Genomic DNA, 13379 nt, shown 5'->3' with positions numbered 1-13379 from the left:
CCTCTCTATTTTAAGAGGTAACTTGGCAGTTCCTCACCTGCCGGAACTTTTGGGAGAATTTCCTTGGGCAACGCTCGCAATATCGCGTTTTGGGTCGTTCTGTTTCTGCTGATCCTTGCACTGTTCAATCTGTTCAGTGGACCAGGCGGAACGCTTCAGAGCAATGAAAGAACTTACTCCGACTTTGTCGGCGCCGTGCAAAGCGGTGAAGTCAAGAACGTGACACTGGATGGCGAACAGATCCGCTATACCACCGAAAGCGGTGCGACTTACGTCACGATCAAACCCGGCGACGCCGAGGTCACCAAGCTTTTGATCGATGAGAACATCCCGGTTCAGGCGGTCAAGCAACAGCAGTCGGGCTTCCAGTCTTTCCTGATCACGCTCTTGCCCTTCCTGCTGCTGATCGGTGTCTGGGTTTATTTCATGAACCGGATGCAAGGCGGCGGCAAAGGCGGTGCGATGGGCTTTGGCAAGTCGAAGGCCAAGATGCTGACCGAAAAGCATGGCCGCGTCACATTTGACGACGTCGCAGGCATCGACGAAGCCAAGGAAGAGCTGGAAGAGATCGTCGAGTTTCTGCGCAATCCGCAGAAGTTCAGCCGCCTTGGCGGCAAGATCCCGAAAGGCGCGCTGCTGGTCGGCCCTCCGGGCACCGGTAAGACCTTGCTGGCCCGAGCCATCGCGGGTGAGGCGGGTGTGCCGTTCTTCACCATTTCGGGGTCCGACTTTGTCGAGATGTTCGTCGGCGTCGGTGCATCCCGTGTCCGGGACATGTTTGAACAGGCCAAGAAGAATGCGCCCTGTATCGTTTTCATCGACGAGATCGACGCCGTGGGCCGCCATCGTGGCGCCGGTTACGGCGGTGGTAACGACGAACGCGAACAGACCCTCAACCAGCTTCTGGTCGAGATGGACGGCTTTGAGGCCAACGAAGGCGTCATCATCCTGGCCGCGACCAACCGCAAGGACGTGCTGGACCCGGCGCTGCTGCGCCCCGGCCGGTTCGACCGCCAGGTGACCGTCGGCAACCCCGACATCAAAGGCCGCGAGAAGATTTTGGGCGTACACGCGCGCAAGACACCTTTGGGGCCCGATGTCGATCTGCGCATCATTGCGCGCGGTACGCCGGGCTTCTCGGGGGCTGATCTGGCAAACCTCGTGAACGAGGCCGCGTTGATGGCCGCCCGCGTGGGTCGCCGCTTTGTCACTATGGAAGATTTCGAGAACGCCAAGGACAAGGTGATGATGGGCGCCGAGCGCCGCTCGATGGTGTTGACTCAGGACCAGAAGGAAAAGACCGCCTATCACGAGGCGGGGCATGCCGTTGTCGGTCTGACCCTGCCACTGTGCGATCCTGTCTACAAAGCCACGATCATTCCGCGCGGTGGTGCGCTGGGTATGGTTGTTTCGCTGCCTGAAATGGATCGCCTGAACTACCACCGTGATGAGTGTGAGCAAAAGCTGGCAATGACCATGGCCGGCAAGGCCGCCGAGGTTATCAAATACGGTGAAGACCACGTTTCGAACGGCCCGGCCGGGGACATCATGCAGGCCAGCCAACTGGCGCGTGCCATGGTGATGCGCTGGGGCATGTCGGACAAGGTCGGCAACATCGATTATGCCGAGGCTCATGAAGGTTATCAGGGCAACACCGCAGGGTTCTCGGTTTCCGCCCATACGAAAGAGCTGATCGAAGAAGAGGTGAAGCGATTGATCCAGCAGGGTTATGAGCGCGCGCACCAGATTCTGACCGAACGGCACGAAGAATGGGAACGCCTGGCGCAGGGTCTGCTTGAATACGAAACCCTGACTGGGGATGAGATCAAGCGTGTTATGAATGGTGAATCACCCAGCGAGGATGACGAAGGCGACAAGCCGGATGAAGGCAGCGCGCCCAGTGTCACGGCCATTCCCAAGACAAAGGCCAAGAAATCTCCGCCCGATGGCGGAATGGAGCCTGAACCCTCCGCATAGTCAAAAATAGACCCGGCGCATAGTCCGGGTCTTTTTTCTTTTCATCGGTGTTTTGCCGGGCAATATGCGCGCAAGAAAAATATCGAAAAGGGAAGGCTATGCCATTTTTGCGCGAAACCGAGTTTGCCGCCGAAGCCGTCTGGCTTGGCCATGTTCCTGCGGGAACCTCCTTGCGGGCCAAGGCTGTTGACACGCTGGATCTGGGCTTTGACGGCGTGAAGGGTGAGCGCCACGAGGGACACAATCGGGCGTCCTGTGTCAGGGTCTCAAATCTCTATCCAAAAGACACCGAAATTCGCAATGTGCGTCAGCTTTCAGTTTTGTCCGAAGAGGAGTTGCAGCAGATTGCCCGGGACATGGGGTTGGACCAGCTTGACCCGTCCTATCTTGGGGCTTCCATCGTGCTGCGCGGGATCCCGGATTTTTCACATATCCCCCCGTCTTCACGTCTTCAGGCAACGAGCGGGGCGACGATAACAGTGGACATGGAAAACGCCCCTTGCGTTCTGCCGGGGCGCGAGATCGAAGCGGATCAACCGGGGCAGGGCGCGGCTTTCAAACCTGCGGCGGCCGGGCGTCGGGGCATCACCGGATGGGTCGAACGTCCGGGGCGCATTCAACTGGGGGATCGGTTGAAACTGTTTATTCCCGATCAACCTGCCTGGGCTTGTGAAAACGGGCTTGTTTCCGATTAGAAACCCCGGAAACGAACTTACGACGCTTCGCGACGCCAGAATGTCGGAATCCATGGCTATCGGGATTGTACACAAGGGTATGGAATGCACAGCGCCGACGCCCCGCGTCGGTTTTGCACGGTATTCAATCAAGGACCCCGGCCAATGAGCTACAAATCCGATATCGAAATCGCCCGCGAAGCGAACAAAAAGCCGATTCAGGAAATCGGTGCCAAGATCGGCATCGACTCTGCGGATCTGCTGCCTTACGGCCATGACAAGGCGAAGGTCAGCCAGAACTTCATCAACTCGGTGCAGGACCGCGAAGACGGCAAGCTGATCCTCGTGACTGCAATCAACCCGACCCCGGCAGGTGAGGGCAAGACCACGACCACAGTGGGTCTGGGTGACGGCCTGAACCGCATCGGCAAGAACGCGATGATCTGTATCCGCGAAGCCTCGCTGGGCCCGAACTTCGGCATGAAGGGCGGCGCCGCGGGTGGCGGTTACGCGCAGGTTGTTCCGATGGAAGAGATGAACCTGCACTTCACCGGTGACTTCCACGCCATCACCTCGGCGCACTCGCTGCTGTCGGCGATGATCGACAACCACATCTATTGGGGCAACGAGCAGGAGATCGACACCCGCCGCGTTGCGTGGCGTCGTGTGGTCGACATGAACGACCGAGCCCTGCGTCAGATCACCGCCAGCCTGGGTGGTGTGTCGAACGGCTTTCCGCGTGAGGCAGGTTTTGACATCACCGTGGCGTCCGAGGTCATGGCGATCCTCTGTCTGGCGAACGACCTGAAAGACCTGGAAAAGCGTCTGGGTGACATCATCGTCGCTTACCGCCGCGACAAGACCCCGGTCTATTGCCGTGACATCAAGGCCGAAGGCGCGATGACCGTTCTGCTGAAGGACGCAATGCAGCCCAACCTGGTGCAGACGCTGGAAAACAACCCGGCATTTGTTCACGGTGGCCCGTTCGCGAACATCGCGCATGGCTGTAACTCGGTCATCGCGACCAAAACCGCTCTGAAAGTCGCCGACTATGTCGTGACCGAAGCGGGTTTTGGTGCCGATTTGGGCGCTGAGAAGTTCATGAACATCAAATGTCGCAAGGCGGGCATTGCCCCGTCGGCAGTTGTTCTGGTTGCGACCGTGCGCGCGATGAAGATGAACGGTGGCGTGGCCAAGGCTGATCTGGGTGCGGAAAACGTTGAAGCCGTCAAATCAGGCTGTGCCAACCTGGGCCGTCACATCGAGAACGTGAAATCCTTCGGTGTACCGGTTGTCGTCGCCATCAACCACTTCGTCACCGATACCGATGCCGAAGTTCAGGCGGTGAAAGACTATTGCAGCGAGCACGGCGTCGAGGCGGTTCTGTCGCGTCACTGGGAGCTGGGTTCCGAAGGGTCTGCCCCGTTGGCCGAGAAAGTCGTCGAAATCGTCGAAGGTGGCACCGCGAACTTCGCACCGATCTACCCCGACGAAATGCCTCTGTTCGAGAAAATCGAAACCATCGCCAAGCGTATCTACCGCGCTGACGAAGTTCTGGCCGACAACAAGATCCGCAACCAGCTGCGTGAATGGGAAGAAGCCGGATACGGCAACCTGCCGGTCTGCATGGCCAAGACGCAGTATTCCTTCTCGACCGACCCATCGCTGCGCGGTGCGCCCACCGGCCATTCGGTTCCGGTGCGTGAAGTTCGCCTGTCCGCAGGCGCCGGTTTCATCGTGGTCGTCTGCGGCGAGATCATGACCATGCCCGGTCTGCCTCGCAAACCGGCTGCTGAAACCATCTGCCTCAATGACGCAGGTGAGATCGAGGGCTTGTTCTAAGCTGCTGAATAAGACATCTCGTGGTCCGGGGGATTCATTCCCGGGCCATGAGGAGATGACGATGCCCACTCTGACACCGCCCCAGAACTGTAACACGATGCAGGACCTGCGGGCCGAGATCGACAAGCTGGATCGCCAACTGATCGAAATGTTGGTGACACGCGCGAGTTACATTGACCGCGCGTCGCAGCTGAAGCCGGGCGAGGGCCTTCCGGCCCGTATCCCGGAACGCGTGGAAGAGGTGGTGCAACGCGTGCGTGCAAGCTCGGATGCGCTGGGGATGGACCCTGATCTGGCCGAGAAGCTATGGCGCATATTGATTGACTGGTCGATTGCACGCGAAGAGCGCGTGATTGGCACCGACTGACTGACCGGGCGCTTTGTGCGCCCGATCCGTTTTTTGAAAGAAGGGATCGAAACATGGTAGCTCAGGTTATCGACGGTAAGGCCTTTGCCGCAAAAGTGCGCGCGCAAGTGGCCGATCAGGTTGCAAAGCTGAAAGAGGAAAACGGCATCACTCCCGGCCTGGCCGTGGTTCTTGTGGGCGAAGACCCAGCCAGCCAGGTCTATGTCCGCTCGAAGGGCAAAATGACTGTTGAAGTCGGCATGAATTCGTACGAGCACAAACTGGATGCCGATACCTCGGAAGAAGATCTTCTGGCGCTGATCGACAAGCTGAATAACGACCCGGCCGTGCATGGCATTCTGGTCCAGTTGCCGCTGCCCAAGCACCTGAATGAAGACCTGGTGATCAATTCCATCGATCCGGCCAAAGACGTCGACGGGTTCCATATCTCGAACGTGGGCCTGCTGGGCACCGGTCAGAAATCGATGGTGCCCTGCACCCCGCTGGGTTGCCTGATGATGCTGCGTGACCACCACGGTTCGCTTTCCGGCATGGACGCGGTTGTGATCGGCCGCTCGAACATTGTGGGCAAACCGATGGCGCAGCTGCTGCTGGGCGATAGCTGCACCGTGACCATCGCGCATTCGCGCACCAAGGATCTGCCGGATGTCGTGCGCCGTGCAGATATCGTCGTGGCCGCGGTGGGTCGTCCTGAAATGGTACCGGGTGACTGGATCAAGGAAGGCGCGACCGTGATCGACGTAGGCATCAACCGCATCGAACGCGACGGAAAGAACAAGCTTGTCGGTGACGTGGACTATGCCAGCGCGTCCCAGCGTGCTGGCGCCATCACTCCGGTTCCGGGCGGTGTAGGTCCGATGACCATTGCCTGCCTGTTGGCCAACACTTTGACTGCGTGCTGCCGCGCCAACGCTCTGCCCGAACCAGAAGGTTTGACGGCGTAAGGTAATCTAGTCGGGTCGATTATGTCGGCCCGGCACCTCCCTCGGTTGTGCATGACCTCGTGGGACAATCATTGCACGCTGTGGTCATTTTGCCCTGAATGGGTTTGACAGCTTTGAAAATCGTGATATCCCCGTATTCCCAGTTGGTTACAGGTAAGGTGCCTAAGTGCTTGTCGTGCTAAGGTTGAATTCTGATAAATCGTGCACAAAAGCGGTATGACATCCAAGATCAAAGTTGTCCGGAATGCTTGTACCCCACAGCGAGTGACGGCGGGCGTTGTCTTTCTTCCATTGCTTGCCTACGCGTTTCCACCGTTTCTGGTTGCTGATCTGACCTTTGGATTGCGTCTTCTTTTCTGGACCGGGGTGATGGTTCTTGCCCTGACGGTCACCGGGCTGGCGCGCAAGCTGATGCAGAAAAACCCTGTTCTTTTGAATGTTCCTGCCCGTGATCTGGCATTTGCGGCACTGATCCTGGTTCTGTTCACGCCGTCCCTTTGGATGTTGGCATGGGTCCTGTTCACGTGTGGAGGTCACATGGCACCAGGCGCCCAGACCGTAGCGGTGTATGGGGTCTTGTTTGCAACGGGTCTGGTTCTTGTGCAGCGCAATGATCAGAATCCATTGATGGCCTCAACGCCTGAAATCGAGAAGCCGCGTCTGACCAGGCGTCTGCCGCCTGATTTCGACGGCCAAATCCATCGTCTGACGGTCAGGGATCACAATGTGGATGTTGTGACCTCGGAAGGCACGTTCACGATCCGCTCACGCTTTACGGACGCAATTGCCGAGATGGAGCCGGTTCCCGGGCACTGTTCGCACCGTTCACATTGGGTGGTGGACGCGTCCATCGTTAGGGTTGAAAAAACGGCGGGCAAAACCTTTTTGCGCCTGGCGAACGGCGATCTGGTTCCAGTGAGCCGCAAGTACAAACCGAAGTTGGAAGAAGACGGGTTGATCTGAATTTAACGTGGCATTGGAATCATCCGCGGATGCGGGCCGGTCAGAATGGCCATGGCGTCCGCGCCCAAAAGATCGGAAAGTGCCCGATCCGAACTGCGCAAACCCCCGGTATAAGCTCCGTAGGCAGGCAGGATAAGCCGATTTCTGTCCAGCAGAAAGGCGGGCCGGGAAATGTGCCGGCCTTTTGTCCGAATCTGTGCTTTCGGATGAAAATGGCCTGAAACCTCGCCTTGTCGCCGATCCTGGGCGATATGACGAAAGACAAGTGGGCCGCACTGCCATTCGACCAAATGAGAGCCCCCCATCTCGATCGGGCCGGGATCGTGATTTCCTTCGATCCAGATCCACTGACGCCCGGCCTGCAAAGCTGCAATTCTTAGCCATTCTGCGTCGGGCAAGGCCCGGGCCGCTTCGAGATCGTCAAAGCTGTCGCCAAGGCAGATGACGGTTTCGGCGCTGGTGTATTCCAGATCGCGCGCCAGACGGTCTAGCGTTTCGCGACTGTCATAGGGGGGCAGCGTAGCCCCGCCCCGACGGGCCATGCGCTCAGATTTCCCCAGATGCAGATCCGAGACACAGAGCAGTCGCCGCGCCGGCCACCATAATGCGCCAGACGGCACCGCATCGAGTTGCTGGCCTGCAAAGGAAAATTTGCACACGTTCATGATACGTTCTTGACCCGATTCCACGTCTTGCGCAAGGGGGATCAAAGCTGGTCCAACCCGGCGGCTTCCATCAGGCGCGCGCTTTCTTCGGCAAGCAGCCTTTCTTCGGCTGCCCCTTTGACAGGCACCTTTCCGACCTCAAGAAAAAGCGGCGCGGCCAGTGGGGAAACGCGATCCAGACGCAGCAGGTCTATGCGGTCGCCGATGCGCGCCAGCATCGCCTCGATACGACCGAAGTCAACCAACCCGCGCATGGCCTCTTCGCGGGTGATCTGCATCAACAGATGATCGGGATCATATTTCAGCAGTGTGTCATAGAGAATGTCCGACGAAAACGTGGCTTGCCGTCCGGTTTTACGCTGTCCGGCCATGTTGCGTTCGATCAGACCGGCAATCGTGGCCGACGCGCGAAAGGTACGCTTCATGACTGCGTTGCCCGCCAGCCATGTGTCCAGCCCGTCACGCAGCGCTTCGGGTTGAAACAAAGGGCGCGGGTCAGTGACCGCATCCAAACCCCAAATCAGCGTGGCATAGTCTGTGGCGACAAACCCCAGCGGGGCCAAACCGGTTTCCTCCATCCGTTTGGTCAGCAGCAGGCCCAGTGTCTGTTGCGCATTGCGACCAGCGAATCCGTAAACGCACAGATGCTCTCGCCCGTCACTTGGAAAGCTTTCGATCAGCAGACGATCGCGTTGAGGCAGGCGGGACACTTGGCGCTGCAAGTCCAGCCAATCCGCCGTATGAGAAGGCAGGTGCGGCCAGTCAGTTTGGGTGAACATGCGCAGAATGCGGTCACTGAGTTGCGTGGAAGTCGCAAATTTCGTGCCCGAGAAGGTCGCGATCTTTGGTTTGCGATCTGCGCGACGGCTGACCTCGACCACCATTTCGCGCAGGCCCTCATAGCGCACGATCTGCCCGCCGATCAGGAAGGTATCGCCGGGGGTCAGCGAAGCAGCAAAGGCTTCTTCGACTTCGCCCAACGGTTTTCCACCACGGCTGCGCTTCAGGCGTACCTTCAGGGTGTCGGTATCCTGAATCGTGCCCAAGTTCATGCGAATGCGTGACGCAGCGCGAGGATCGCGCAATTGCCATTGCCCGTCGGCACGCTGCTGCAACCTTTGCCAGCGATCATAGGCGCGCAAGGCGTAGCCCCCGGTGGCACAGAAATCCAGACAGGCGTCAAATTCGGGTCGCGTCAACTGTGCATAAGGTCCGGCGGATGTCATCTCGGCATACAGATCATCGGCGTCAAAGGGCCCGGCACAGGCCGCAATCAGAATGTGCTGGCACAACACATCGCGGGGGCCGGGGCCTCGGGGTTCCCCGTCCAGGTCATGGGCTTTGGCGGCCTCGAGCGCAGCGACGCATTCGACAACTTCAAACCGGTTGGCAGGAACCAGCAGCGCCTTGGAAGGCGCGTTATAGCGGTGGTTGGCCCGACCAATCCTTTGCACCAGCCGTTTGACGTTCTTGGGCGCACCGATCTGAATCACCAGATCGACATCGCCCCAATCAATGCCCAGATCGAGGCTGCCTGTGCAGACGATGGCGCGCAATTCGCCACGCACCATCGCGGCTTCGACCCGCTCGCGCTGCTGTCGGTCAAGACTGCCATGATGGATGCCGATGGGCAGGCCGTCGTCATTCGCCAGCCACAGGTTGTGAAAATAGATCTCGGCCTGCGCGCGGGTGTTGTGAAAGATCAGCGTGGTCTTGTGCCGCCGGATCTGGTCCAGCACAGCCGGAATGGAATAGGCCGCGCCTCCGCCGGACCATGGCGGCATTTCGGTTGTTTCCAGCATCTGGATGTCCGGGTCCGGGCCGGGGTCGGCCTGCACGATCCGGCAGGGGTCCGGGTGGCGCGCCAGAAAGCGGGCAATCGCAGTGGGGTCTTCGACCGTGGCCGACAGGCCGACGCGACGCAGATCCGGGTTGAGGCGCTGAAGACGCGCCAGGGCCAGCATCAGTTGATCACCGCGCTTGCTTTCCGCCAGTGCGTGGATTTCGTCGACGATGATCCGCTGCACCCCATCGAACATGCGCGGGGCATCCTCGTACGAGGTCAGCAGTGCCAGGCTTTCCGGTGTGGTCAGCAGGATATGGGGTGGATCGGCCCTTTGGCGTTTTCTCTGCGTGGCCGAGGTGTCACCGGTGCGATCCTCGATCCGAATGGGCAGGCCGATCTCGTCCACCGGGGTGCGCAGGTTACGTTTGATATCCGCAGCCAGCGCCTTGAGCGGCGAGACATAGAGTGTATGCAAACCGTTGTGGCCTCCACCGGCCAGCTCGGACAGGGAAGGCAGAAAACCGGCCATGGTCTTGCCGCCACCGGTCGGGGCGATCAGCAGGGTTGCCGGGTCCTTCGCCCGATCGAACATCTCTTGCTGATGTGGGTGGATGGACCAGCCTTTGGTGGAAAACCACGTATCAATCCGAGCGGGAATCTGCGTCATGGTCACAGATTACCCGCCCGAAGGAGGGATTGGCACGGCGTTATTTGACGATTTTCTCGTCTTTTACGAACATGTTGGCCCAGGCGCGGTCAATCAGGTCCGGGTTCATCTGATAAGGAATGCCCTCGAACTCGCAGATCGAGATCATCTGATCGATCAGGAAGATCGGTTGGTAGTTGGCATAGATATTGTTGATGGTCGGGTATTTGACCTTCAACAGGTGCACCAATGCCGCCTCGTCCAGCGGCATTCCACGTTTGCGGGCCACCATGGCAAAGATTTTCAGGAAGTTCTCCTGGTTCGGGCCGTCAATCTTGATCTTGAAGAAGATCCGGCGCAGGGCGGCCTGGTCGAAGATCTCGTTCGGGTGGAAGTTGGTCGAGAAGATGACCAGCGTGTCGAAGGGCACTTCGAATTTTTCACCCGATTGCAGGCCGAGGATATCCTTGTTTTCCTCCAGCGGGACGATCCAACGGTTGACCAGCGCCTGCGGCGGCTCGGCTTGCCGGCCAAGGTCATCCACGATGAAAATGCCACCGGTGGATTTCAGTTGCAACGGGGCCTGATAGGTTCGTGCGGTTGGGTTGTAGACCAGATCCAACATGCTGAGCGAAAGCTCACCACCGGTTACGACGGTGGGGCGTTCACATTGGACATATCGGGAATCGAACCGCCTGCGACGACGCAGGCTGTTGGGGTCGTCCGGCTCTTGTTCGATCGCCGTGTGCACGATCGGGTCATAGACCGTGATCACCTGACCCGCATATTCGATGGCGTAGGGCACATAGACGTTATCACCCAGCGCATCCCGTATGCCGTTCGAGATCGAGGATTTACCGTTGCCCGGAGGACCATACATCAGAATCGACCGGCCCGCGCTGACCGCCGGGCCCAGATGATCCAGCAGGCTGTCGGGCAGGACCAGATGGCCCATTGCACCCACGAGTTGTTCTCGCGTGACCTGAATGTTGCGGATCGACTGGCGTTTGACCTGCTCGCGATAGACATCCAGCGGCACCGGCATCGCACCAAAATACTCGGATTGGCTCAGCGCATCCAGCGAACGGGCCTTGCCCGCATCGGTCAGCTGATACCCCATCTCATTGCCGCTATTGGCGTTCAGTGTTCCGGTCGCTTCAAGCAGTTTCTGATCGCGCGCGATGTCGATCAGTTCCTGAGTAACCGAACCCGGAAGACAGATGGCTTCGGCCACTTCTGACACTGTGCTCGCGTTTTTGCGAAAAATCGTCTTAAGCAGAATATCCCGCATCATTACAAGCGGAAGCTTCATTTCGCCCAGACCCTTGGGGGCAGGGGGGGCCATAACTGAGGAAGTCTGCATATTCATGCGCGGTGCTCGTCCATCAAAATGTCACGCCAAGAACCCGAAAACGGGCGTCTTGAAGAAAATGAACCAGCTTTGTGGCGGGACAAAGGCAGCGGCAAGGCGCGCTGATGATAGTTTACGATCCGAGAACAGTGCCCAGAATCAGGTACATCGCCAATGATCCGCCCAAGGCGAACCCCATCGGAAACTGTTTGCCCCGATCCCAGCTTTCCCAATGCGGTGCAATGGTGCGCAGCTTTGTGATTTTGGCCAAACGATGAGTGAGCACGGCAGCCAGAACGCAGGCGGTCAGGATCATCAGCACAATTCTCAGATCGCCCAGCCAGACAAACGCCGACGCGGCGGCCAGAAACTTGGCATCGCCAGCGCCCATGGTGCCCGCAGCATTCAGCAAGATACCGATTACCAAAACCACGACGATATGCAGCAGTTGCCAGAAATAGACCGGCATGGACACGGTGAACGGCCCCAGATTGCCGCTGATGCCGCCTGTGGACCAGGGCGGGATGGCGATCAGACCTATCACGATGTAAACCAACGTCAGCGCAAGGACTGCATGGTTCTTGATCCGCATCTCACGCATATCCGTAAAGGCCACGTAAAAGCAGATCGGCAGCACAAACGGCAGAAACCAGGCCGCTGCCACTGCGGGTATCTGCATGTGTCAGGCCCCTTCAAGCGCCCGAAGCGAGCGGACCGCCTCGTCGAAATGCTGCGGGTGGGTTGAAATGGCTTCGCGGAACAGGTTTTTGGCGGTGGTTATGTCGCCCTGTTTGACCGCTGAAATACCCATTGTATTGAGCAGACGCGCCCGTTCGACCTGTGTCATGGGGACGACCGGCAGGTTGTAGTTGCCTTGTGCCGACCGCGCCAAAACCAGGTTGTTCTTGGCGGTAAACAGCGAGTTGTCCTGACGGATAGCTTCCGAGAACAACCGCTCGGCTTCGGCATATTCGCCGCGGCTCAGCTTGGAATATCCCCAGTTGTTCATCACGCTGCCCGGACGTGTCGTCAGCCCGACAGCGGTTTCATAGAAATGATCCGCGCGTTTCCACTCTTTCCGGGAATCCGCAACGACTGCCTCCAGGCGATACCGTTTGAAGGTTTCAAAGGTGGGGGGAACCGAATCCAGAACAGTTTTGGCCTGCGACCAGTCGCCGTTTCGGACCAATGCGTCCGCGTATTCAACCTTGTCCGCGGCGTTCGAGCCCTTCATCGTTGTGACGCGCTTCCACGCGGTTACGGCCTCGGTCGTGCGTTTGGCGCGGCCCAAGGATATTGCCAGTCCGCGTTGAAGATCGATCCGGTCCGGGTTTTTGAGCGCTGCACCGTGGAAATAGGTCACCGCTTCATTTGGATCTGCGGCGCTCAGAAGCACATCGTTCAGGTTTGTTTCGTCGATAACGTTCACTTCCTGAAACGTTCGTTCAACCTTTTCCTCTTCGGTTTCCTTTGCACAGGCCGACAGGATCAGACCACTGATAACAACAGTCGGAATCAAGAATTGCTGGCGCATTTTTTGCGTCCTTTACTGCTCTCGCCTCAATTACTGGATCTTGCGTAGCGTGAATTGCCCGTCGCCAAGCTGCTCCAGTGTGTATTCTTGTTGTTCTTGTGGGGTATTATTAACAGAATTTTCCATTTTTGCGAGTGCTAAGCGCAGATTGTCCCGGATTGCGTCACTTTCGCCATTGTCCAGCGCATAGGCCCGCCGAAACACTTGCGCGGCCTCGGGGTATTCCTGTTTCTCCATCAGCAGGACACCCAGATTGTTCCAGGCCACCGGCCAGTCCGTGTCGTCTTCGACGGCTCTGCGCAGCAGTTTTTCGGCCTGTCCCAAGCGGCGTAGCCCAATATTCGCAGTACCCAGAGACGTCAGGACCTGGGGCGTCATACCCTGGTCCAGCGCGGCCCGGGTAAAGGTTTCAAGCGCCAGTTCGTATTCTCCGGCTGCCATCAATCTGTTTCCGACCTCGATGCTGTCCTCGGCCTGACCTTTGGTGTCAATTCCCGGCGCATCCAAACCGGCGGGTGACAGGCCTTCTGTGCAAGAAGCCACCATGGCAAAAACCATGGTGGCCCAGAGCGTTCGGCGAAACCCGGAAGGGAAGCACCTGAATTCAGCTTTCATATGGCTCTATCCGAC

At 58.4% G+C, this 13379-nt stretch carries 12 protein-coding genes; 6 read left to right on the top strand and 6 right to left on the bottom strand.

The genetic code is table 11. The features are described from left to right. Positions 1-63 precede the first annotated feature (63 nt). The 6 genes from ftsH to AC2FF8_RS14125 all read left to right on the top strand — a co-directional run bounded on the left by ftsH (position 64) and on the right by AC2FF8_RS14125 (position 6767). Entirely contained in the window at positions 64-1977 is a 1914-nt protein-coding gene (ftsH, locus tag AC2FF8_RS14150) for an ATP-dependent zinc metalloprotease FtsH (protein ID WP_257600215.1), read from the top strand. A 98-nt stretch (positions 1978-2075) separates the two neighbouring features. Further along, positions 2076-2672 carry an MOSC domain-containing protein gene (locus tag AC2FF8_RS14145; RefSeq protein ID WP_496879980.1) on the top strand — a complete coding sequence of 199 codons (597 nt, stop codon included), beginning with the start codon at positions 2076-2078 and terminating at the stop codon, positions 2670-2672. Between the two features lie 144 nt (positions 2673-2816). Then, a complete protein-coding gene (locus tag AC2FF8_RS14140; RefSeq protein WP_170344980.1) occupies positions 2817-4493 on the top strand; it encodes a formate--tetrahydrofolate ligase in 1677 nt (558 codons plus the stop codon). A gap of 61 nt (positions 4494-4554) precedes the next feature. Then, a complete protein-coding gene (locus AC2FF8_RS14135; RefSeq protein WP_170344981.1) occupies positions 4555-4860 on the top strand; it encodes a chorismate mutase in 306 nt (101 codons plus the stop codon). 53 nt (positions 4861-4913) lie between these two features. Next, positions 4914-5804, top strand: a complete 891-nt coding sequence (gene folD / locus AC2FF8_RS14130) for a bifunctional methylenetetrahydrofolate dehydrogenase/methenyltetrahydrofolate cyclohydrolase FolD (protein WP_170344982.1) — start codon at positions 4914-4916, stop codon at positions 5802-5804. A 216-nt stretch (positions 5805-6020) separates the two neighbouring features. Next, positions 6021-6767, top strand: a complete 747-nt coding sequence (locus AC2FF8_RS14125; protein ID WP_496879979.1) for a LytTR family DNA-binding domain-containing protein — start codon at positions 6021-6023, stop codon at positions 6765-6767. A gap of 2 nt (positions 6768-6769) precedes the next feature. On the opposite strand, the gene pdeM is transcribed toward AC2FF8_RS14125, so the two are convergent. The 6 genes from pdeM to AC2FF8_RS14095 form a co-directional block, all read right to left on the bottom strand. Further along, positions 6770-7432, bottom strand: coding sequence for a ligase-associated DNA damage response endonuclease PdeM (pdeM, locus tag AC2FF8_RS14120; RefSeq protein WP_496879978.1), 663 nt, complete (start codon positions 7430-7432; stop codon positions 6770-6772). 41 nt (positions 7433-7473) lie between these two features. Beyond that, complete coding sequence (locus AC2FF8_RS14115; RefSeq protein ID WP_496879977.1) at positions 7474-9885, bottom strand: ligase-associated DNA damage response DEXH box helicase; 2412 nt, start codon at positions 9883-9885, stop codon at positions 7474-7476. 40 nt (positions 9886-9925) lie between these two features. Beyond that, entirely contained in the window at positions 9926-11233 is a 1308-nt protein-coding gene (locus AC2FF8_RS14110) for a DUF8689 domain-containing protein (RefSeq protein WP_170344986.1), read from the bottom strand. Between the two features lie 115 nt (positions 11234-11348). Next, a complete protein-coding gene (locus tag AC2FF8_RS14105; RefSeq protein WP_170344987.1) occupies positions 11349-11894 on the bottom strand; it encodes a prepilin peptidase in 546 nt (181 codons plus the stop codon). 3 nt (positions 11895-11897) lie between these two features. Beyond that, positions 11898-12749 carry a tetratricopeptide repeat protein gene (locus AC2FF8_RS14100; protein WP_257600220.1) on the bottom strand — a complete coding sequence of 284 codons (852 nt, stop codon included), beginning with the start codon at positions 12747-12749 and terminating at the stop codon, positions 11898-11900. 30 nt (positions 12750-12779) lie between these two features. After that, positions 12780-13364, bottom strand: coding sequence for a tetratricopeptide repeat protein (locus AC2FF8_RS14095; protein WP_496879976.1), 585 nt, complete (start codon positions 13362-13364; stop codon positions 12780-12782). Between the last annotated feature and the right edge of the window lie 15 nt (positions 13365-13379).

It is taken from the genome of Ruegeria sp. YTSA144 (assembly GCF_059610125.1).
The sequence above is the reverse complement of the archived record's forward strand: the minus strand, read 5'-3'. Positions and strand labels throughout refer to the sequence as shown.